This window comes from Bacillus sp. FJAT-27231 (assembly GCF_001183975.1).
GTDB lineage: Bacteria > Bacillota > Bacilli > Bacillales > Domibacillaceae > Pseudobacillus > Pseudobacillus wudalianchiensis.
The window spans coordinates 4,187-24,842 of record NZ_LFZU01000001.1; the positions used below are offsets into that span (position 1 = coordinate 4,187).

Annotated in this window: 23 protein-coding genes, 1 rRNA gene and 5 other annotated features; all 24 genes read left to right on the forward strand. The window is 42.0% G+C overall.

Annotation, left to right across the window (positions count from 1 at the left end; translation table 11 throughout):
• Positions 1-12 precede the first annotated feature (12 nt).
• Positions 13-158: a sequence feature (23S ribosomal RNA rRNA prediction is too short), on the forward strand.
• Positions 159-177: 19 nt separating this feature from the next.
• Positions 178-337: a sequence feature (23S ribosomal RNA rRNA prediction is too short), on the forward strand.
• A gap of 19 nt (positions 338-356) precedes the next feature.
• Positions 357-618: a sequence feature (23S ribosomal RNA rRNA prediction is too short), on the forward strand.
• A 120-nt stretch (positions 619-738) separates the two neighbouring features.
• Positions 739-854 (forward strand): 5S ribosomal RNA (gene rrf / locus AC623_RS00015).
• A 291-nt stretch (positions 855-1,145) separates the two neighbouring features.
• Positions 1,146-1,610, forward strand: a complete 465-nt coding sequence (locus AC623_RS00020; RefSeq protein ID WP_442853519.1) for a CtsR family transcriptional regulator — start codon at positions 1,146-1,148, stop codon at positions 1,608-1,610.
• 22 nt (positions 1,611-1,632) lie between these two features.
• Entirely contained in the window at positions 1,633-2,175 is a 543-nt protein-coding gene (locus AC623_RS00025) for a UvrB/UvrC motif-containing protein (RefSeq protein ID WP_049659301.1), read from the forward strand.
• On the forward strand, positions 2,175-3,230 hold the full coding sequence (locus tag AC623_RS00030; RefSeq protein ID WP_049659304.1) for a protein arginine kinase: 1,056 nt from the start codon (positions 2,175-2,177) through the stop codon (positions 3,228-3,230). Before AC623_RS00025 ends, AC623_RS00030 begins: the two co-directional genes overlap by 1 nt.
• Positions 3,231-3,250: 20 nt before the next feature.
• Positions 3,251-5,689, forward strand: coding sequence for an ATP-dependent protease ATP-binding subunit ClpC (gene clpC, locus AC623_RS00035; RefSeq protein ID WP_049659306.1), 2,439 nt, complete (start codon positions 3,251-3,253; stop codon positions 5,687-5,689).
• Between the two features lie 128 nt (positions 5,690-5,817).
• Positions 5,818-7,191, forward strand: a complete 1,374-nt coding sequence (radA, locus tag AC623_RS00040) for a DNA repair protein RadA (protein WP_049659307.1) — start codon at positions 5,818-5,820, stop codon at positions 7,189-7,191.
• Positions 7,192-7,301: 110 nt separating this feature from the next.
• Positions 7,302-8,396 carry a PIN/TRAM domain-containing protein gene (locus AC623_RS00045; RefSeq protein ID WP_049659309.1) on the forward strand — a complete coding sequence of 365 codons (1,095 nt, stop codon included), beginning with the start codon at positions 7,302-7,304 and terminating at the stop codon, positions 8,394-8,396.
• A 14-nt stretch (positions 8,397-8,410) separates the two neighbouring features.
• Complete coding sequence (gene ispD, locus AC623_RS00050; RefSeq protein ID WP_049659311.1) at positions 8,411-9,097, forward strand: 2-C-methyl-D-erythritol 4-phosphate cytidylyltransferase; 687 nt, start codon at positions 8,411-8,413, stop codon at positions 9,095-9,097.
• A 19-nt stretch (positions 9,098-9,116) separates the two neighbouring features.
• Entirely contained in the window at positions 9,117-9,614 is a 498-nt protein-coding gene (ispF, locus tag AC623_RS00055; protein WP_049659313.1) for a 2-C-methyl-D-erythritol 2,4-cyclodiphosphate synthase, read from the forward strand.
• Positions 9,615-9,671: 57 nt separating this feature from the next.
• Positions 9,672-11,132 carry a glutamate--tRNA ligase gene (gene gltX / locus AC623_RS00060; RefSeq protein ID WP_049659316.1) on the forward strand — a complete coding sequence of 487 codons (1,461 nt, stop codon included), beginning with the start codon at positions 9,672-9,674 and terminating at the stop codon, positions 11,130-11,132.
• Positions 11,133-11,176: 44 nt separating this feature from the next.
• Positions 11,177-11,406: a binding site (T-box leader), on the forward strand.
• A 45-nt stretch (positions 11,407-11,451) separates the two neighbouring features.
• Entirely contained in the window at positions 11,452-12,123 is a 672-nt protein-coding gene (gene epsC / locus AC623_RS00065) for a serine O-acetyltransferase EpsC (RefSeq protein ID WP_197090930.1), read from the forward strand.
• Positions 12,104-13,507, forward strand: coding sequence for a cysteine--tRNA ligase (gene cysS / locus AC623_RS00070; protein WP_049659318.1), 1,404 nt, complete (start codon positions 12,104-12,106; stop codon positions 13,505-13,507). The genes epsC and cysS overlap by 20 nt, the downstream gene beginning before the upstream one ends.
• Entirely contained in the window at positions 13,507-13,911 is a 405-nt protein-coding gene (locus AC623_RS00075) for a Mini-ribonuclease 3 (RefSeq protein WP_049659320.1), read from the forward strand. The genes cysS and AC623_RS00075 overlap by 1 nt, the downstream gene beginning before the upstream one ends.
• 18 nt (positions 13,912-13,929) lie before the next feature.
• Positions 13,930-14,673: a 23S rRNA (guanosine(2251)-2'-O)-methyltransferase RlmB gene (gene rlmB, locus AC623_RS00080; protein WP_049659322.1), complete on the forward strand. Its 744-nt coding sequence runs from the start codon at positions 13,930-13,932 to the stop codon at positions 14,671-14,673.
• A gap of 2 nt (positions 14,674-14,675) precedes the next feature.
• Positions 14,676-15,185: an NYN domain-containing protein gene (locus AC623_RS00085; RefSeq protein ID WP_049659324.1), complete on the forward strand. Its 510-nt coding sequence runs from the start codon at positions 14,676-14,678 to the stop codon at positions 15,183-15,185.
• A 71-nt stretch (positions 15,186-15,256) separates the two neighbouring features.
• Positions 15,257-15,901 (forward strand): RNA polymerase sporulation sigma factor SigH, encoded by a 645-nt coding sequence (gene sigH / locus AC623_RS00090; protein ID WP_231603325.1) that lies wholly within the window; start codon positions 15,257-15,259, stop codon positions 15,899-15,901.
• Between the two features lie 68 nt (positions 15,902-15,969).
• Positions 15,970-16,116, forward strand: coding sequence for a 50S ribosomal protein L33 (gene rpmG, locus AC623_RS20840; RefSeq protein WP_077247259.1), 147 nt, complete (start codon positions 15,970-15,972; stop codon positions 16,114-16,116).
• Positions 16,117-16,307: 191 nt separating this feature from the next.
• Positions 16,308-16,493 carry a preprotein translocase subunit SecE gene (secE, locus tag AC623_RS00095; protein WP_049659328.1) on the forward strand — a complete coding sequence of 62 codons (186 nt, stop codon included), beginning with the start codon at positions 16,308-16,310 and terminating at the stop codon, positions 16,491-16,493.
• Between the two features lie 147 nt (positions 16,494-16,640).
• On the forward strand, positions 16,641-17,174 hold the full coding sequence (gene nusG, locus AC623_RS00100; RefSeq protein ID WP_049659330.1) for a transcription termination/antitermination protein NusG: 534 nt from the start codon (positions 16,641-16,643) through the stop codon (positions 17,172-17,174).
• 166 nt (positions 17,175-17,340) lie between these two features.
• The gene (gene rplK, locus AC623_RS00105) at positions 17,341-17,766 is read left to right on the forward strand and encodes a 50S ribosomal protein L11 (RefSeq protein ID WP_041101809.1); all 426 of its coding nucleotides are present in this window, start codon (positions 17,341-17,343) and stop codon (positions 17,764-17,766) included.
• 116 nt (positions 17,767-17,882) lie between these two features.
• Positions 17,883-18,584: a 50S ribosomal protein L1 gene (gene rplA / locus AC623_RS00110; protein WP_049659332.1), complete on the forward strand. Its 702-nt coding sequence runs from the start codon at positions 17,883-17,885 to the stop codon at positions 18,582-18,584.
• Between the two features lie 44 nt (positions 18,585-18,628).
• Positions 18,629-18,772 (forward strand) — a sequence feature (ribosomal protein L10 leader region).
• Positions 18,773-18,843: 71 nt separating this feature from the next.
• On the forward strand, positions 18,844-19,344 hold the full coding sequence (rplJ, locus tag AC623_RS00115) for a 50S ribosomal protein L10 (RefSeq protein WP_049659334.1): 501 nt from the start codon (positions 18,844-18,846) through the stop codon (positions 19,342-19,344).
• Positions 19,345-19,409: 65 nt separating this feature from the next.
• A complete protein-coding gene (gene rplL, locus AC623_RS00120; protein WP_049659336.1) occupies positions 19,410-19,775 on the forward strand; it encodes a 50S ribosomal protein L7/L12 in 366 nt (121 codons plus the stop codon).
• A 172-nt stretch (positions 19,776-19,947) separates the two neighbouring features.
• Positions 19,948-20,556 (forward strand): class I SAM-dependent methyltransferase, encoded by a 609-nt coding sequence (locus AC623_RS00125; RefSeq protein WP_049659338.1) that lies wholly within the window; start codon positions 19,948-19,950, stop codon positions 20,554-20,556.
• Positions 20,557-20,656: the final 100 nt, after the last annotated feature.

Below are 20,656 nucleotides of genomic sequence, written 5' to 3' on the forward strand. Positions count from 1 at the left end.
AGTAACGGAGGCGCCCAAAGGTTCCCTCAGAATGGTTGGAAATCATTCGCAGAGTGTAAAGGCACAAGGGAGCTTGACTGCGAGACCTACAAGTCGAGCAGGGACGAAAGTCGGGCTTAGTGATCCGGTGGTTCCGCATGGAAGGGCCATCGCTCAACGGATAAAAGCTACCCCGGGGATAACAGGCTTATCTCCCCCAAGAGTCCACATCGACGGGGAGGTTTGGCACCTCGATGTCGGCTCATCGCATCCTGGGGCTGTAGTCGGTCCCAAGGGTTGGGCTGTTCGCCCATTAAAGCGGTACGCGAGCTGGGTTCAGAACGTCGTGAGACAGTTCGGTCCCTATCCGTCGCGGGCGCAGGAAATTTGAGAGGAGCTGTCCTTAGTACGAGAGGACCGGGATGGACGCACCGCTGGTGTACCAGTTGTCTTGCCAAAGGCATCGCTGGGTAGCTATGTGCGGACGGGATAAGTGCTGAAAGCATCTAAGCATGAAGCCCCCCTCAAGATGAGATTTCCCATAGCGCAAGCTAGTAAGATCCCTGAAAGATGATCAGGTAGATAGGTTCGGGGTGGAAGCGTGGCGACACGTGGAGCTGACGAATACTAATCGATCGAGGACTTAACCAAGAACTAAACGCCGCACGGCGTAAAAGCAATAAACCATGGCACGGTATTGCCGGTTACTGAAACATATTATCCAGTTTTGAAAGAATAAACTCTTTCAACTTTATAGAGTCTGGTGGCGATAGCGAAGAGGTCACACCCGTTCCCATCCCGAACACGGAAGTTAAGCTCTTCAGCGCCGATGGTAGTGAGGGGCTTCCCCTTGTGAGAGTAGGACGTTGCCAGGCACCTGAAAAAAGAACAGCATTTAGCTGTTCTTTTTTTGTTGTTTTTAAAATTTTGTCGAATACCCTAAACTTGTCGAATTTTATCAAGCGCCTTTTCTAAAAATTTTATAAGTTTCTTTTTAGGTTTAGTTTGTCTTAAGGAGTGGAATATAGAAATATATTTTTAAAGAGGTTAAATTTTTTAAAAAGGGTCAAAAATGAACATCAAGTACATACATTAAAATTGCAAATCCTTCAAGTTTTCATGTATAATTAACGTCAAATATAGTCAAAGTCAGAAATGGAGGAGGTTTGATGCGTAATATATCTGATATTATCGAGGACTACTTAAAAAGGGTACTGGAAATGAGTGGAAGTGAAATCGTAGAAATTAAGAGAAACGAAATAGCTGAAAAGTTTCAGTGCGTTCCCTCGCAGATTAATTACGTGATCAATACACGCTTTACCATTGAAAAAGGATATGTGGTAGAGAGTAAGAGGGGTGGCGGAGGTTATATCCGTATTATTAAAGTAAAAGTGCATGACCAGTATGATTTAATTGAACAACTTGTTTCACTAGTAGGCAGCCAAATTTCACAGTCTGCGGCAGAAAATTTAATTTATCGCTTGGTGGAAGAGAAAGTAATCTCAGAGCGTGAAGCAAAAATTATGATTAGCGTAATGGATCGTTCTGTTTTATATATTGATCTTCCTGAAAGAGACGAACTACGGGCAAGAATGATTACTTCTATGCTAATGGCCTTGAAATATAAATAATCTATAAGGGAGGTGGTTCTCTTTGATTTGTCAAAGCTGTAAAGAGAGACCTGCTTCACTTCATTTCACTAAAGCAGTAAATGGTGAGAAGACAGAACTGCATTTATGTGAAAAGTGTGCACAAGAAAAAGGAGAGCAATATATGTTTAGCGAGCATCCTGATTTTTCTATAGGTAACTTGCTTGGGGGCTTATTCAACCTCAATACCCCTTTTTCATCGCAGCCTGCTCAGTATCCACAACAGAAGGTTTTAAAATGCGATAGCTGCCAAACTACTTTTCAACAATTTGTGAATAGAGGAAAGTTTGGCTGCGCTCATTGCTATGAAGCCTTTCAAGATCAACTTACTCCCATACTAAAAAGGTTGCAAAATGGCAATACCTTACACACAGGAAAAATACCAGCTAGAATTGGCGGTACCCTTTATTTGAAAAGGGAAATAGCTGAATTAAGAGGAAGACTTCAACAGGCGATCGCCGATGAAGAGTTTGAATTGGCAGCTGACATTCGCGATCAAATCCGCTCTCTCGAAAAAAAAGTGCTTTCTGAAGGAGGAGAGTCGTGATGTCTCTAGAAAAGTTTATTAACCAGGCTGTCAGCTCCTGGATGAACAATGAAGGGCCTCAGGCAGATATTGTTTTAAGCTCTAGAGTTCGTCTAGCGCGAAATCTAGAGGATTATCATTTCCCTTCACTTTTAAAAGCAGACCAAGCTGAAGAGATGATTGCCAGGATCAGTGAGGGGGTCCAGGAAGAGTATCTCCTGGAGTTATTAAAGATGGAGGACTTATCTTCATTACAACAAAGAGTGCTCGTAGAGAAGCATTTAATTAGTCCTTATTTAGCCGATACCTCTGCTTATGGCGCTGTTCTTCTTTCAGAATCAGAAGACATTAGTATTATGATTAATGAAGAAGATCATATTCGAATTCAATGCCTTTCTCCGGGCTTACAGTTAAAAGAAACACTCAAAAAAGCAAATGATCTTGATGATGCAATTGAAGCGAAAGTTAAGTATGCTTTTGATGAACAGAGAGGGTATTTAACGAGTTGTCCAACCAACGTGGGCACAGGCTTACGGGCATCTGTTATGATCCATTTGCCGGGACTCATATTAACTCAGCAGCTTAACCGGATTGTTCCTGCGATTAGCCAGCTTGGATTTGTGGTCAGAGGTATATACGGAGAAGGCAGTGAAGCTTTAGGCAATATTTTTCAAATATCGAACCAGTTAACACTGGGCAAGTCAGAAGCGGATATAGTAGAAGATTTGATCAGTATTGTCCACCAGATTATCGCGCATGAACAGTCAGCAAGAGAAGCGTTAGCCAACACATCTTCTATCCGTTTGGAAGACAAAGTATTCCGTTCTTATGGTGTATTAACAAATAGCCGCATTATCGAAACGAAAGAAGCTGCTCAGTGCTTATCAGATGTAAGATTAGGAATCGATATCGGTTATATTGATAATGTTTCTAGAAGTATTTTAAATGAGTTAATGATTTTGACACAACCGGGCTTTTTACAACAATATGCCGGCGGACCGCTCCGTCCTGAAGAAAGGGATATCCGGCGTGCAGCCTTGATAAGAGAGCGGCTACAGTTAGAAGAAAATTGTTGATGTAAAGGAGATGGATGGATATGATGTTTGGTCGTTTTACGGAAAGAGCACAGAAAGTATTAGCGCTTGCACAGGAAGAAGCACTTCGTCTAGGACACAGCAATATTGGCACAGAGCATATTTTATTAGGTCTAGTGCGTGAAGGAGAAGGCATTGCAGCGAAAGCACTTTATGGGCTTGGACTCAGCGCAGAGAAAATTCAAGAAGAAGTCGAGAATTTAATCGGCAGAGGAGAAGGAAGCTCTCAAACGGTTCATTACACTCCTCGCGCTAAAAAGGTAACAGAATTATCAATGGACGAAGCAAGAAAGCTCGGTCATTCTTATGTTGGAACAGAACACATATTACTTGGATTAATCCGCGAAGGAGAAGGTGTAGCGGCTCGTGTTCTGAGCAACTTGGGTGTTAGCTTAAATAAAGCACGGCAGCAGGTTCTTCAGCTGCTCGGCAACAATGAAACAAATGGCCACCAAGGCGGCTCTACATCGAATGCTAATACGCCTACACTTGATGGCTTGGCTCGCGATTTAACCGTCATTGCAAGAGAAGGCAGCTTAGACCCTGTAATTGGGCGCAGCAAGGAAATACAGCGTGTTATTGAGGTTCTAAGCAGAAGAACGAAAAATAACCCAGTCCTGATTGGGGAGCCTGGTGTAGGTAAAACAGCGATTGCCGAAGGTCTCGCTCAACAAATTGTTAATAATGAAGTACCGGAAACGCTTCGTAATAAGCGTGTCATGACACTTGATATGGGTACTGTTGTAGCAGGAACAAAATATCGCGGTGAATTTGAGGATCGCTTAAAGAAAGTAATGGACGAAATCCGCCAGGCAGGCAATATTATTTTATTCATTGATGAGCTTCATACGTTGATTGGAGCAGGCGGCGCAGAAGGAGCTATTGATGCTTCTAACATTCTGAAACCGTCTCTCGCTCGCGGTGAATTGCAATGTATCGGTGCGACAACGCTTGATGAATACCGCAAATACATTGAAAAAGATGCAGCTCTTGAACGACGCTTCCAGCCAATCCAAGTGGATGAGCCAACATTAGAAGAGTCAATTCAAATATTAAAAGGATTAAGAGATCGCTACGAAGCGCATCACCGTGTTTCGATTACGGATGAAGCGATCGATGCAGCTGTTAAAATGTCTGACCGTTATATTTCCGACCGCTTCCTTCCTGATAAAGCGATCGACTTAATTGATGAAGCTGGTTCAAAAGTTCGTTTGCGCTCGTTTACTACTCCCCCTAATTTGAAAGAGCTGGAGGTAAAACTAGAAGGCATTCGCAAGGAAAAAGATGCGGCTGTTCAAAGCCAAGAGTTTGAAAAGGCGGCTTCTCTCCGTGATGCCGAGCAAAAGCTGCGGGAAGAGTTAGAGAAAACGAAAAATAGCTGGAAAGAAAAGCAAGGTAAAGAAAACAGTGAAGTAACAGTAGAGGATATCGCCAAGGTTGTATCAAGCTGGACGGGAATCCCGGTTTCGAAATTAGCTCAAACAGAAACAGAGCGCTTGCTTAAGTTGGAAGAAATCTTGCACTCTCGCCTGATTGGTCAAGAAGAGGCCGTAAAAGCTGTTTCTAAAGCTGTCCGCCGGGCAAGAGCAGGATTGAAAGATCCGAAACGTCCAATTGGTTCTTTCATCTTTCTGGGACCTACAGGAGTCGGTAAAACCGAGCTCGCTAAAGCGTTAGCTGAATCCATGTTTGGTGATGAAGATGCGATGATTCGTATCGACATGTCCGAGTACATGGAGAAACATTCGACATCCCGACTCGTCGGATCACCTCCAGGTTATGTAGGTTATGATGAAGGCGGCCAGCTTACTGAAAAAGTTCGCCGCAAACCATATTCCGTTATTTTGCTCGATGAAATTGAAAAGGCTCACCCGGATGTTTTCAACATTTTATTGCAAGTATTAGAAGATGGTCGTTTAACGGATTCGAAAGGGCGCACAGTAGACTTCCGCAATACCGTATTGATTATGACATCAAATGTTGGAGCGGATTCATTACGCCGCAATAAATTTGTCGGATTCAACATTCAAGATGATGAGCAGGATTTCAAAGATATGAAAGGAAAAGTAATGGAAGAATTAAAACGGGCATTCCGTCCTGAATTCATCAACCGTATTGATGAAATCATCGTCTTCCATGCTTTAGAGAAGAAGCATCTAAAAGAAATTGTTACGTTAATGGCTGACCAATTGACGAAGCGTCTGAAAGAACAAGATATCATTGTCGATTTATCTGATCGTGCGAAGGAGAAAATTGCCGATGAGGGCTATGATCCAGAGTATGGAGCACGCCCATTGCGTCGTGCCCTGCAAAAGCAGGTGGAAGACCGCTTGTCAGAAGAATTGCTGAAAGGTAAGGTTTTAGCAGGCCAGCAAGTATTAGTAGATGTAGAAGACGGCGAATTTGTTGTAAGAACTAAAGAACCATCGACTGCAAAATAAAGAGGCTGTCCCATAATGCCCGGCTCCTCCTATACGAGTTGCTATTTATAGCAGCGCTAGGGGGCGCCAGGCTTTTTGTTATGGAGCCGGCTTCTTTGGAAGGAATTATATAAAGAGGTGGAACAAACATGGCGAAGAAAAAAACAAAATTCATTTGCCAATCTTGTGGTTATGAGTCGGCAAAGTGGATGGGGCGCTGTCCAGGTTGTGGCGAATGGAATCAAATGGTGGAGGAAGTAGCGATTACTGGAACGCCTAAAAGGACTTTTATGCATTCAGAACAGACGACTGCTTCCAAACCAACGAAGCTCTCAAATGTAGAAACGATTCAAGAACCCCGTGTGAAAACGAAGCTAAAAGAATTTAACCGAGTGCTCGGTGGAGGAGTCGTTCCTGGTTCACTCGTTTTAATTGGCGGCGACCCAGGGATCGGGAAATCTACCCTGTTGTTACAAGTTTCTGCTCAACTATCAGCAAATAAAAGCAGGGTATTATACATTTCCGGCGAAGAATCTGTTAAGCAGACTAAATTAAGAGCGGAAAGATTAGCTGTAAGGGAAGAAGAACTCTTTATCTATTCAGAAACGAATCTACAGTTAATTCACACGGCGATTGAGCAGCTCTCCCCATCCTTCGTGATTATTGACTCTATTCAGACGGTCTATCACCCAGAGGTAACCTCAGCGCCTGGAAGTGTCTCTCAAGTAAGAGAATGTACGGCCGAGTTAATGAGAATAGCTAAAATGAATGGCATTGCCATTTTTATCGTGGGGCACGTTACGAAAGAAGGATCTATTGCTGGACCCAGATTATTGGAGCATATGGTGGATACTGTGTTATATTTTGAGGGAGAACGTCATCATACGTACCGAATTTTAAGAGCGGTGAAGAATCGCTTCGGTTCTACGAATGAAATGGGGATCTTTGAAATGAAAGAGGAAGGATTAGAGGAAGTAGAAAACCCTTCAGAAATCTTTCTTGAAGAGCGTTCCCAAGGTTCTTCGGGGTCAACGGTAGTGGCTTCTATGGAGGGAACAAGACCGGTCCTCGTTGAAATTCAGGCCCTCGTTTCACCAACTGTTTTTGGAAATCCAAGGCGAATGGCGACTGGAATCGATCATAACCGTGTAACACTTTTAATGGCTGTTCTGGAAAAGCGTGTGGGGCTTTTATTGCAAAATCAAGATGCTTATTTAAAAGTGGCCGGTGGTGTAAAGCTTGATGAACCAGCGATTGATCTTGCTGTTGCTGTAAGTATTGCTTCTAGCTTTCGTGATCAGCCGACGAATCCAGCTGATTGTTTTATAGGGGAAGTTGGCCTGACAGGAGAAGTAAGACGTGTTTCAAGAATAGAACAAAGAGTCAATGAAGCAGTCAAACTTGGATTTACTAGAATTATTCTTCCTGCTAATAATCTTGGTGGCTGGAAAGTACCAGAAGGAGTAGAAACAGTCGGCGTTTCTACTGTTAACGAAGCATTACAGTTTGTATTTGGCAAGTGATCTTGCAGATTGGCCTGTAGGGCTATCCGCAGGCTTTTAGGCATTTTTTCAAAAAAACGATTGTATCTGGAAGAAAGTGTTTATAATAATAACAGGGAGGTGAAGTCAGGATGTTGAAGCGTCTCGTGCAGGCGGGTTTTATTATTTTAGGGGGAACACTTGGCATTATTCTTATTCCGGACTTATTAAGGCTTATTCATTTAGATCATTTAACTTTAATTAATAATCCATACGTTGCAGTCGTCATAGGGGCGATCATTTTCTATATGCTAACGTTTTGGGCTGTAGATTATATTATTGATTTTGTTAAATGGATGGAAGATCGAATTGTCACGGCCCCGTTAACTGACATTCTTTCAGGGAGCTTAGGGCTTATTTTAGGATTGATCGTGGCTTTTCTAGCCGGAAATACATTGAACTCCATCGAAATACCGATCGTCAATACAGTAGCCCCCATTTTTTTAACAATATTATTGGGGTATCTTGGCTTCCAGGTTGGCTTCAAGAAACGTGATGAAATGACGAATTTATTCACGATTAATAGAGGTAACAGGAAGAAAGAAGCAGAGACGATGGATAACCCGCCTTTGGAACAAAAGTCATTTAAACTATTGGATACGAGCGTTATTATTGATGGCAGAATCGCTGACATCTGCCAAACAGGTTTTTTAGAAGGCTGCTTAATTATCCCGCAATTTGTATTAGAAGAGCTGCAGCACATTGCAGATTCCTCTGATACACTTAAGCGTACGAAGGGCCGGAGAGGGCTTGATATTTTGAATCGCATTCAAAAAGACATCCCGGTCGATGTAGAAATTGTGGAGAGGGACTTTGAAGATGTTCAGGAAGTGGACAGCAAGCTGGTGAAGCTGGCAAAAGAAATGAACGGCATTGTCGTCACGAATGACTTTAACTTAAATAAGGTGTGTGAGCTGCAAAAGGTACAGGTCCTAAATATTAACGATCTCGCTAATGCGGTAAAACCATTGGTCATCCCGGGAGAAGAAATGAAAGTTCTCGTGATTAAAGACGGAAAAGAACAGCGGCAAGGAATTGCTTATTTAGATGATGGAACGATGATCGTCGTAGAAGAGGGCCGTGATTACATTGGCAAGCAAATCGATGTAATTGTGACAAGTGTGCTGCAAACATCGGCTGGCCGAATGATCTTTGCTAAGCCGAAGCTAATAGAAAAAGCGCTTTAAAGGAGCAGGGGAATATGAATTATCAAGTAGTCATTCCAGCTGCCGGCCGGGGAACGAGAATGAAAGCAGACAAAAACAAGCTGCTGCTCTTGCTGCGTGGCCGTCCAGTTATCATTCATACGCTGGAGGTTTTTGAGAAAGATCCTAGTTGTAATGGCATTATCCTTGTTGTTCAGCCAGAGGAAGCATCTATGTTCGCGAATTTAGTTTCTGAGTACGATGTTTCTAAAGTAAAGAAGTTAGTTCATGGCGGTGCTGAGCGGCAGGAGAGTGTGTATAACGGCTTAAAGGAAGCAAACTTGACTGATATTGTACTTGTTCATGATGGAGCAAGACCCTTTATCACGATACCGATCATTAGCCGGCTAGTAGAAAAAGCAGCGCAAGCAGGAGCAGCCATTGCGGCTGTTCCTGTAAAAGATACGATTAAGCGTGTAGAAGGCGGAATAGTTGCTGAGACAGTTGAACGCTCAAGCTTGTGGTCCGTTCAGACACCACAAGCTTTTCGTATGCCATTGATTATGCAGGCTCATGAAAAGGCTCAGGTGGACCACTATGTTGGTACAGATGAGGCCTCCTTGGCCGAAAGAGCTAACATACCGGTTCAAATTGTAGAAGGTGACTATGATAATATAAAATTGACAACACCAGAGGATCTGGTTTTTGCAGAAGCGATTATTCAAAAAAGAAAATCACTATAGAGGTTGAAGGAGAAAAAGTATGTTTCGAATTGGACAAGGCTTTGACGTACATGAATTTGCGGAAAATCGCCCGCTAATTGTTGGGGGAGTAACCATCCCGCATGAGAAAGGGTTAATTGGCCACTCAGATGCGGATGTTCTATTGCACACGGTAACAGACGCTGTTCTTGGAGCGATAGGAGAGGGGGATATTGGCCGTCATTTTCCGGATACAGATCCGACGTTTAAAGACGCTGACTCGGCTGTTTTACTTGAGCATGTATGGAAGATCGTGAAGGAAAAAGGATTTGTTCTCGGTAACGTAGACTGTACGATTATGGCGCAAAGACCTAAAATGGCACCTTATATCGGACAAATGCGGGAAAGAATCGCCGGGTTACTAAAAGCAGATATTTCCCAGGTAAATGTGAAGGCAACGACAACAGAGAAACTAGGATTTGTTGGCAGGGAAGAAGGAATAGCTGCCCAGGCGGTTGTTTTATTAATAGCAAAAGAAGGGCAACCCTCTTCCTTCTAAGAAAAGCTGGTGGTAAAATAAAAAAAGTTACACGAACGATTTGAGGAGGAACATAAGATGGCAAACGATATTCGCGTGCGTTATGCGCCAAGTCCGACAGGTCATTTACATATTGGTAACGCGCGCACGGCGCTTTTTAACTACTTATTTGCCCGGAATCAAGGCGGGGAGTTTATTATCAGAATTGAAGATACCGATCAAAAGCGAAACATTGAGGGCGGGGAAGAAAGCCAGCTCAAGTATTTGCAATGGCTCGGTATCGATTGGGACGAAAGTGTCGACAAAGAAGGCGAATTTGGTCCTTACCGCCAATCGGAGCGGAATGATATTTATAAAAAATATTATGATCAATTGTTAGAAGAAGGAAAAGCCTATAAATGCTATTGTACGGAAGAAGAGCTTGAAGCCGAACGGGAAGCGCAGCAGGCAGAAGGAAAAGACATGGCTGGCTACTCTGGCAAGTGCCGCCATTTAACGCCTGAAGAAAGAGCTGAAAGAGAAGCGGAGGGACGAAAGCCAAGTATCCGTATTAAAGTCCCTGCCGGGGAAATGCTCACATTCAATGATATGGTAAAAGGACAAGTTTCCTTTGAATCGGATGGTATTAGCGATTATGTTATCGTGAAAAAAGACGGAACACCGACTTATAACTTTGCTGTAGCGATCGATGATCATTTAATGAAGATGACTCATGTACTGCGTGGAGATGACCATATTTCTAATACACCAAAACAACTGCTCGTTTATAATGCGCTTGGCTGGGAGCCGCCAACTTTCGGTCATATGACATTGATTGTGAACGAAAGCCGTAAAAAGCTAAGTAAGCGTGACGAGTCTATTATTCAATTTATAGAGCAATATAAAGAGCTTGGTTATTTGCCAGAAGCGCTGTTTAATTTTATTGCCTTATTAGGCTGGTCTCCCGCTGGTGAAGAAGAGATTTTCTCTAAAGAAGAGTTTATTGAGATGTTTGATGCCAACCGCTTGTCTAAGTCTCCGGCTTTATTCGATCAGCAGAAGCTGGCATGGATGAATAATCAATACATGAAAAAGGTAGATTTAGACCGTGTGGTAGAGCTTGCGGTGCCTCACCTTGTAAAAGCCGGCCGGATTGCCGCCGAACGTTCTCCTGAACAAGAAGAATGGGTACGCGAGTTAGTCGGGCTTTACCAGGAAAAAATGAGCTTTGGTGCAGAAATTGTAGAAATGTCAGAGCTGTTCTTTAGAGAGGACATTCGTTATGAAGACGAAGCAAAGACTGTTCTTGAAGAAGAGCAAGTGCCTGAAGTGATGGCTTCATTCTTGGAAAAAGTTGAAGCGATGGATGAATTTAAAGCAGAAGAAATTAAGAAAGCCATGAAGGCCGTTCAAAAAGAAACGGGCCATAAAGGCAAAAAATTATTCATGCCGATCCGTGCAGCTGTTACGGGCCAAACACATGGACCTGACTTGCCAAAAGCGATTGAATTGCTTGGCAAGGAAAAAGTTGTCGAGCGTCTTCGTAAGATAGGTAGTTAACATTTTAACCAAAATATAATATATTAAAGATACACCATATTTATACACTAGCGTTGATGAGGAGAAGTAAATAATTGATGCTTTACAGAGAGAACCGTCACCGGCTGCGAACGGTTTAAGCCGCTCAATTATTGAAATGCCCCTCTGAGTCCGCTGCTGAAAGGTATACGAGTAAGCAGCGGCGGGAACACCCGTTATCAGTTTAGAGTTGAATAAACGGACAGTAGTCTGTTTTTCAAACAGAGTGGAACCGCGTCGATAAAACGCCTCTGTCTATACAGAGGCGTTTTTATTTTGTTTTTCTAAAAGGAGGATAGCAATGGGAGTGTTTAAAGTACTGAAAGAAGACATTGATACGATTTTTGAGCAGGATCCTGCTGCGCGCAGTTATTTGGAAGTGATCTTAACCTATTCTGGATTGCATGCGATTTGGGGGCATCGGCTGGCTCATGGTTTTTATAAAAGAAAATTTTTCTTTCTTGCCCGCCTTATTTCTCAAATTAGCCGCTTTTTTACCGGTATAGAAATTCATCCGGGTGCTCAGATTGGCCGCCGTCTCTTCATTGACCATGGGATGGGCGTTGTGATTGGAGAAACGTGTGAAATAGGTGACAATGTAACCTTGTACCAAGGTGTTACACTTGGAGGTACAGGTAAAGAAAAAGGGAAGCGGCATCCAACGGTTAAAGACAATGCGTTAATTGCATCAGGTGCCAAAGTGCTTGGTTCTATTACAATTGGGGAAAACTCTAAAATTGGAGCAGGTTCGGTTGTTTTAAGAGATGTGCCTCCAAACTCAACGGTTGTGGGGATCCCAGGGAAGATTGTTATCCGTGATGGGAAAAAGGTACAAAAAGATCTTAATCACCATGACTTACCGGATCCAATTGCAGACCGCCTTTCTTCAATGGAAAGAGAAATCACCAGACTGCAGCAAGAGCTTCAAGAAGCAAAGAAGGGAGAGCGTGTAAATGACCATTCGCCTTTATAATACATTGACGAGGCAAAAAGAGGATTTTGTTCCTTTAGAAGAGGGAAAAATAAAAATGTATGTATGCGGCCCGACCGTATATAACTATATTCACATAGGTAACGCCCGTCCAGCTATCGTATTTGATACGGTCCGCCGCTATTTTCAATACAGCGGTTACGACGTTACGTATGTTTCTAATTTCACCGATGTCGATGACAAGCTGATCAAAGCAGCTAATGAATTAGGCGAAGAAGTTCCGGTAATCGCTGAACGCTTTATCAACGCTTATTTTGAAGATACAGGAGCGCTTGGCTGCCAAAAAGCTGACGTGCATCCGCGTGTAACTGAAAATATTGATATCATTATTGAGTTTATTGAGACTCTAATCGAAAAAGGCTACGCCTATGCTTCTGAAGGAGACGTATATTATCGCACAAGAAAGTTTGCAGAGTACGGAAAGCTCTCTCACCAATCGATAGACGAATTAAAGGTTGGGGCAAGAATTGGGGTAGGCGAAAAGAAAGAGGATGAACTAGATTTTGCTTTATGGAAAGCAGCAAAAGAAGGCGAGATTTATTGGGAAAGCCCATGGGGAAAAGGACGCCCGGGCTGGCACATTGAGTGCTCCGCCATGGCAAGAAAATACTTGGGCGATACAATAGATATACATGCCGGAGGACAGGACTTAACTTTCCCTCATCATGAAAACGAGATTGCGCAATCAGAGGCACTAACGGAAAAGCCATTTGCCCGCTACTGGCTGCACAATGGTTATATCAACATCGACAACGAAAAAATGTCAAAATCACTTGGCAATTTTGTTCTCGTACACGACATTATTCAACAAATTGATCCGCAAGTACTTCGCTTTTTCATGTTGTCTGTTCATTACAGACACCCGATTAATTACAACGAAGAATTGCTGGAAAATGCTAAGACAGCTCTCGACCGCTTAAGAACTGCTTATGAAAATTTAAAGCACCGTAAGCAATCGAGCACGAACCTAACAGAGAATGATGAGCAATGGCTAGAGAAAATAAAGGAGCTTCATCAAGCGTTTACGAAGGAAATGGATGATGATTTTAATACAGCGAATGCCATCTCTGTCTTATTTGAACTTTCTAAGCAGGCCAATTATTATTTGATGGAAAAAAATACGTCCGAACAGGTTATTGATGCTTTTCTAAAAGAATTTGAAGATTTATTCTTCGTACTTGGCTTAAAGTTGGAAGTAGAAGAAGCGCTTTTAGATGAAGAAGTGGAAGCCTTAATCGAACAACGTATTCAAGCGAGAAAAGACCGTAATTTTCAGCTTGCGGACGAGATTCGTGATAAGCTAAAAGAAATGAACATTATTTTAGAAGACACACCGCAAGGCACGCGTTGGAAAAGAGGATCATAATGCTGGAGTTTAAACCATTAAAAGAGGCTGCTCAGATGAATAGCCTTGCTCTTGCCTATATGGGGGATGCGATTTATGAAGTATATATCCGCCATCACTTATTGGAGCTTGGGAAAGTGAAACCGAATCAACTTCATAGAGGGGCGACCCATTATGTTTCTGCAAAAGCGCAAGCGACTTTGCTGTATCGCATGATCGAAAGCGGCTTTTTATCGGAGGAGGAGCTGGCTATCGTTAAAAGAGGACGAAATGCAAAGTCAGGGACCATACCGAAAAATACAGACGTGCAAACCTACCGGCACAGCACCGCCTTTGAAGCGCTGATTGGCATGTTATTTTTAACAGGAGAAGAACAACGGCTTGCGGAAATCATCGATTTTTGTCTGCAACCCGAAAATAAATAAGAAAGGAGGAGACTTGAGGTGTCCAAAGAGTTTATTGCAGGCAGAAACCCTGTGCTGGAAGCGTTAAGATCTGATAGAGAAATCAACAAGATCTGGATAGCGGAGGGTGCACAAAAAGGACCGGTACAACAAATTATCAAAAAAGCGAAAGAAAGAAATGTTCTCGTTCAGTTTGTACCGAAACAGAAGATTGACCAAATGAGTGATGAGAATCATCAAGGTATTGTGGCTTCCGTGGCCGCATATGACTATGCGGAGCTTGATGATTTATTTGCCAATGCTGAAAAGAGCGGAGAGGAACCGTTTTTTCTTCTGCTAGATGAAATTGAAGACCCGCATAACTTAGGATCAATTATGCGAACGGCTGATGCAGTAGGTGTTCATGGGATTATTATTCCAAAGCGCCGGGCAGTAGGATTAACAGCTGCCGTCGCAAAAGCATCCACCGGAGCGATTGAATATATTCCGGTTGTGCGGGTAACTAATTTGTCACGTACCATTGATGAATTGAAAGAGCGCGGTGTATGGATTGCTGGCACAGATGCAAAAGGAGCGGAGGACTACCGACGATTTGACGGAAAGATGCCGCTCGGGTTAGTCATCGGCAGTGAAGGAAAAGGAATAGGGCGCTTAATTAGAGAAAAATGTGACTTCTTGATTCAGCTTCCAATGGCTGGGCGTGTCACATCTCTTAATGCCTCTGTAGCAGCTGGCGTATTGATGTATGAAGTGTACAGAAGGCGGCATCCTCTAGGGGAGTAACGATGAACATCCTCATAGTTGACGGCTACAATATTATTGGTGCTTGGCCGGAACTTCAAAAGCTAAAAAAACACGATCTTGCCTCTGCCCGTGACCGTCTCGTTCAGCTGATGGCTGAATACCAAGGGTTCACGGGCCGACGGGTCATTGTTGTTTTTGATGCTCATTATGTTAAAGGAACAGAAAAAAAGTATAAGGATTCCAAAGTAGAAGTCATTTTTACAAGGGAGAATGAGTCGGCCGATGAGCGCATTGAAAAACTAGCCATCGAATTAAATAATATTAAAAATCAAATTTCTGTAGCGACTTCTGATTTTACAGAACAGTGGGTTATTTTTGGCCAAGGTGCTTTGCGTATTTCTGCACGAGAACTGCTGGTAGAATTAGAACATACAAACAAAAAGATCGGGAAAAGCGTTAAGAAATTTAATGAAAAAAAGGTGAATTCAAAAATTTCTCTTACCGACGAGGTGGCAGAAATTTTCGAAAAGTGGCGTCGTGGTGAGAAATGAAAGATTGACGTTCGAAAAATTCGTACTGTATAATGTTGCTATCTATGGCTTTGCAGGCGGAGGGGATGTGTGTGGGTTTGAACCGTTCAAGCAATACAACATTGGAAACGCTTCAAGATGAGCACCTCATAGAACTTGTTCATAATGGGAATAGCGATGCTCTAGATTATTTGATTCATAAGTATAAAAATTTTGTCCGTGCAAAAGCACGCTCATATTTTTTAATTGGAGCCGATAGGGAAGATATTGTCCAAGAGGGGATGATTGGACTTTATAAAGCTATCCGCGATTACCGGGAAGACAAGCTTACCACGTTTAAAGCTTTTGCTGAACTTTGCATTACAAGACAAATTATTACTGCCATTAAAACAGCCACAAGACAGAAGCATATTCCATTAAATTCCTACATTTCACTTGATAAGCCAATTTATGATGAAGAATCCGATCGAACGTTAATGGACGTCATCACAGGCGCAAAGATTATGAATCCCGAAGAATTGATCATTAATCGTGAACAGTTTAATAGTATTGAAGATAAGATGAATGAACTATTAAGCGACCTGGAGCGAAAAGTGCTCGCTTTATATTTGGATGGGCAGTCGTATCAGGAAATCTCTGAAGAGCTTAACCGCCACGTCAAATCAATTGATAATGCGCTGCAGCGGGTTAAGAGAAAGCTCGAGCGTTATCTTGAGTTTAAAGAAATCACGTTGTAGGCAATGACTTGACTAGTTCCACTGATAATGTTATTTTTTACAATTGAGATAGATAAGGTGGACTTAAAATGACAAAAAAGAGAATATTAGCTTGTTCCGAGTGCGGTTCAAGAAATTATTCCACTCACAGCAAAGCCAACAGCGAAGAACGTCTAGAGATAAAGAAATTTTGCCGAACATGTAACAGCCATACAATCCATAAACAGACTAAATAAGTGGAGCCGCTGTTCAAATCTTGGCAGAGATTGAAAGAATCGCTGAAAAGGTCATCTTTGCCGCGTGTGCTTAGACTTAAATTTTTGGCCGCTGCGGCTAGGTGGAGTGAAAGCGAACAAGCTGGCGTTCATAGCCAGCCAACAACTAATCACCTTTGAGAAAAGTTGATTTCACCTTTGGAGGGTTCGAAATGTCGAGCATAACACAATTTTTCCGCAACGTTGGGTCGGAAATTAGAAAAGTCAGCTGGCCAAAGAAAAAAGAGCTGACAGGATATACGATCACAGTTATCACAACTGTGTTTTTCTTGGCCATCTTTTTTACGGTGGTTGATTTAGGTATCTCATCTCTTGTACGATGGGTTTTGTCTCTATAATTTTCAACTTTGCCGTTTAGTTTTGAATATACTGTTTTTTGATATGGTATAATGAAACATCATAGAGAAGAAAAAAAAGCCCGCTTCAACGGGTTTTTTCATTTGCTTTTCAAAAGTAAAGGAGGGAAGGACGCTTAGTCCCTTTCTATGGAGAAGAATTGGTATGTTGTACACACATATTCAGGATATGAAAATAAAGTAAAAGCTAACCTGGAAAAACGCGTAGAATCCATGGGTATGCAAGATAAAATCTTCCGTGTGATCGTTCCGGAAGAAGAAGAAACTGATATTAAAAACGGCAAAAAGAAAGTAACAAAGCGAAAAGTATTCCCGGGATACGTTTTAGTTGAAATTGTCATGACAGATGATTCCTGGTATGTTGTTCGTAATACACCTGGGGTAACTGGATTTGTTGGTTCTTCTGGTCATGGGTCAAAACCAACGCCATTGCTGCCGGATGAAGTGAAGAATATTTTAAAACAAATGGGTATGGATGAAAAACGTAAGGACGTTGACTTTGAAGTGAACGAAACAGTAGTGGTAAACGAAGGCCCATTTGCAAACTTCGAAGGAACAGTAGAAGAAATCGACTATGACAAAGCCAAATTGAAAGTGCTCGTAAATATGTTTGGCCGCGAAACTCCAGTTGAGCTTGATTTTAACCAAGTAGATAAATTATAATGGAAAACATCTTGAAATATTAAGGAAATAATGATAATATTTTTAAGTCAGTATGTCTTAAAGACAGACTAATTCTAATTGACCATCTTTATTATATATAAAGGTGTTATTGAGTGGGAGGGGAAATCCCCAAATACCACATCACGGACTTAAGGAGGTGTGTCTCGTGGCTAAAAAAGTTATTAAAGTTGTTAAGTTGCAAATCCCTGCAGGCAAAGCAAACCCTGCGCCGCCGGTTGGTCCTGCACTTGGTCAAGCTGGTGTTAACATCATGGGATTCTGTAAGGAGTTTAACGCACGTACAGCGGATCAAGCTGGTTTGATCATTCCAGTTGAAATTTCGGTTTTTGAAGACCGTTCATTTACATTCATCACAAAAACTCCGCCGGCTGCTGTACTTCTTAAGAAAGCAGCAGGTATTGAGTCTGGTTCCGGTGAACCAAACCGCAATAAAGTAGCGACAGTAAAACGCGATAAAGTTCGCGAAATCGCTGAAACAAAAATGCCTGACCTTAACGCAGCTAGTGTTGAAGCAGCTATGCGCATGGTTGAGGGAACTGCCCGCAGCATGGGTATTGTGATTGAAGACTAATTGTTCTTAGACGTTGTTCAAGGGTTGCGCTGTGAATGTATTTCGTAATTACTTCACACGCAACCTTTATTCGTGGGAGGTTATTCCGCTAAAACCACATAAGGAGGAAGTTTTAAATGGCTAAAAAAGGTAAAAAGTTTCAAGAAGCAGCGAAGCTTGTTGATCGTACAGCAACTTACGCTATTGACGAAGCAGTTGAATTAGTAAAGAAAACAAACTTTGCGAAATTTGATGCAACAGTAGAGGCAGCTTTCCGTCTTGGAGTAGATCCAAAGAAAGCTGATCAACAAATCCGTGGAGCAGTTGTGCTTCCAAACGGAACTGGTAAAACACAAAAAGTTTTAGTGTTTGCGAAAGGTGAAAAAGCGAAAGAAGCAGAAGCAGCTGGAGCAGATTATGTAGGAGATGCAGACTATATCAACAAGATTCAACAAGGTTGGTTCGAGTTTGATGTAATCGTAGCTACTCCTGACATGATGGGTGAAGTTGGTAAGCTTGGTCGTGTGCTTGGACCTAAAGGTCTTATGCCAAACCCTAAAACTGGAACAGTTACTTTTGATGTAACGAAAGCTGTTCAAGAAATTAAAGCAGGTAAAGTAGAATACCGTGTTGATAAAGCTGGTAACATCCATGTGCCAATTGGTAAAGTTTCTTTTGACAACCAAAAGTTAATTGAAAACTTCAACACAATTTTTGACACAATGTTAAAAGCTAAACCATCTGCAGCAAAAGGCACATACATGAAGAATGTTACAATCACTTCAACAATGGGTCCTGGCGTCAAGGTAGATCCTTCTTCTGTAGCTGTTGCAAAATAAGTTGACAACAGATTTCGAATTTGATATAATTCATTTTGTTGCAAAATAATTGAACATTTATACCGTAGACAGCAGGTGCTGAAAAGCTTAATTTCCCGCCGAGGTAATACGAATATATAGAGTGTGGCTCTGTGCTGTACTTTTCGTAACCTCCATGTCTACTGACGTGGAGGTTTTTTACTTTCATCTAAGGTATGAATGGACAAGCAGAATAGCAAATTATTTGTTTTGCTATAGAAATCTACAGGAGGTGTAAAAGATGAGCAGTGTAATCGAGCAAAAGAAACAGTTAGTAAACGACATCGCTGACAAGTTTAAAAACAGTGCATCTACAGTAATCGTAGACTACCGTGGATTAACAGTTAGCCAAGTAACTGAACTTCGTAAGCAGCTTCGTGAAGCTGGTGTTGAATTTAAAGTATACAAAAACACTTTAACTCGCCGTGCAGCTGAAACTGCGGAGATTTCTGGATTAGATGAATTCTTAACTGGCCCGAATGCAATTGCATTCAGTACAGAAGACGTTATCGCACCAGCAAAAATTCTTAACAGCTTCGCTAAAGCAAACGAAGCATTGGAAATTAAAGCGGGTGTTCTAGAAGGAAACGTTGTAACGGTAGAAGAAGTGAAAGCTCTTGCTGAACTTCCATCTCGCGAAGGACTTCTTTCTATGCTACTCAGCGTACTACAAGCTCCAATGCGCAACTTCGCTCTTGCAGCGAAAGCAGTTGCAGATCAAAAAGAAGAACAAGGCGCGTAAGCTGATTTTTTCAGAAACAGCCTAAACGAATAAAAAGAAAGTAAAAACAAGGAGGAAACTTTAAAATGACTAAAGAACAAATCATTGATGCGATTAAAGAAATGTCCGTTCTTGAATTGAACGACTTAGTAAAAGCAATTGAAGAAGAATTTGGTGTAACTGCAGCTGCTCCAGTAGCAGTAGCAGGCGGAGCTGCTGGCGGAGAAGCTGCAGCTGAGAAAACTGAGTTTGACGTTGTGCTTACTGAAGCAGGCGCTCAAAAAATCAAAGTTATCAAAGTTGTTCGTGAAGTTACAGGTCTTGGCCTTAAAGAAGCGAAAGAGCTTGTTGATAACACTCCGAAACCAGTTAAAGAAGGAGCTTCTAAAGAAGAAGCTGAAGAAATCAAAGCTAAACTTGAAGAAGTTGGCGCTGGCGTAGAAGTTAAGTAATTAAGTAGTAAAGATACAAAGCCCGCTGGATCCAGCGGGCTTTTATTTATGAACGGGCGCTTCTGTTTTCTGTTGTGTAGCTGTTCAAAGTCATGAGCCTGTCTTATGCCTGTTGCAGCGAGTCAAGGCGCTTCCGCTTTTCTAAATAAATTGTTAGGATGGAGGGGCAGATATGACCAATCATTATTTTTCACAGACACCCGGCAGTGAGAGTGATCCGCGGTTTTGGGAATATACTTTAAAGGGCCGGAAATTTCGCTTTAAAACAGATACAGGTGTTTTCTCTAAAAAAGAAGTAGATTTTGGTTCGCGTCTTTTAATTGAAACGTTTGAGTCTCCTGAAGTAGAAGGGCCATTTCTTGACGCTGGTTGTGGATATGGGCCGATCGGTCTTTCTATTGCTTCCGCTTTTCCTGATAGAACTGTTCACATGATCGATGTAAATCAGCGAGCTCTTTCATTAGCGAAGGAAAATGCAGCTCTTAACCAGATTGGGAACGTTAAAATTTATGAAAGCGACCGCCTAGAAGAAGTTAATGAACAGGGGTTTGCTGCTGTGCTGACAAATCCGCCTATACGGGCAGGTAAAAAAGTGGTGTTTGATTTTTTTCATCAAAGCTATGAGAAGCTTGCTGAAGGTGGAGTGTTGTGGGTTGTTATTCAAAAAAAGCAAGGGGCTCCTTCTGCTTTGAAAGAAATAGAATCACTCTTTGGAAATGCTGAAATGATTGATCGTTCAAAAGGGTATTATATTATCAAGGCGGAAAAAGTTGACTCGTAAATGGCTCTATGTTATTATTATAAAATGCCAGAATAATAATTGTGACCATTTTTGCTATAATTTCTTTTAGATAGTATAATTAGTGGTTGAAATGGCTACG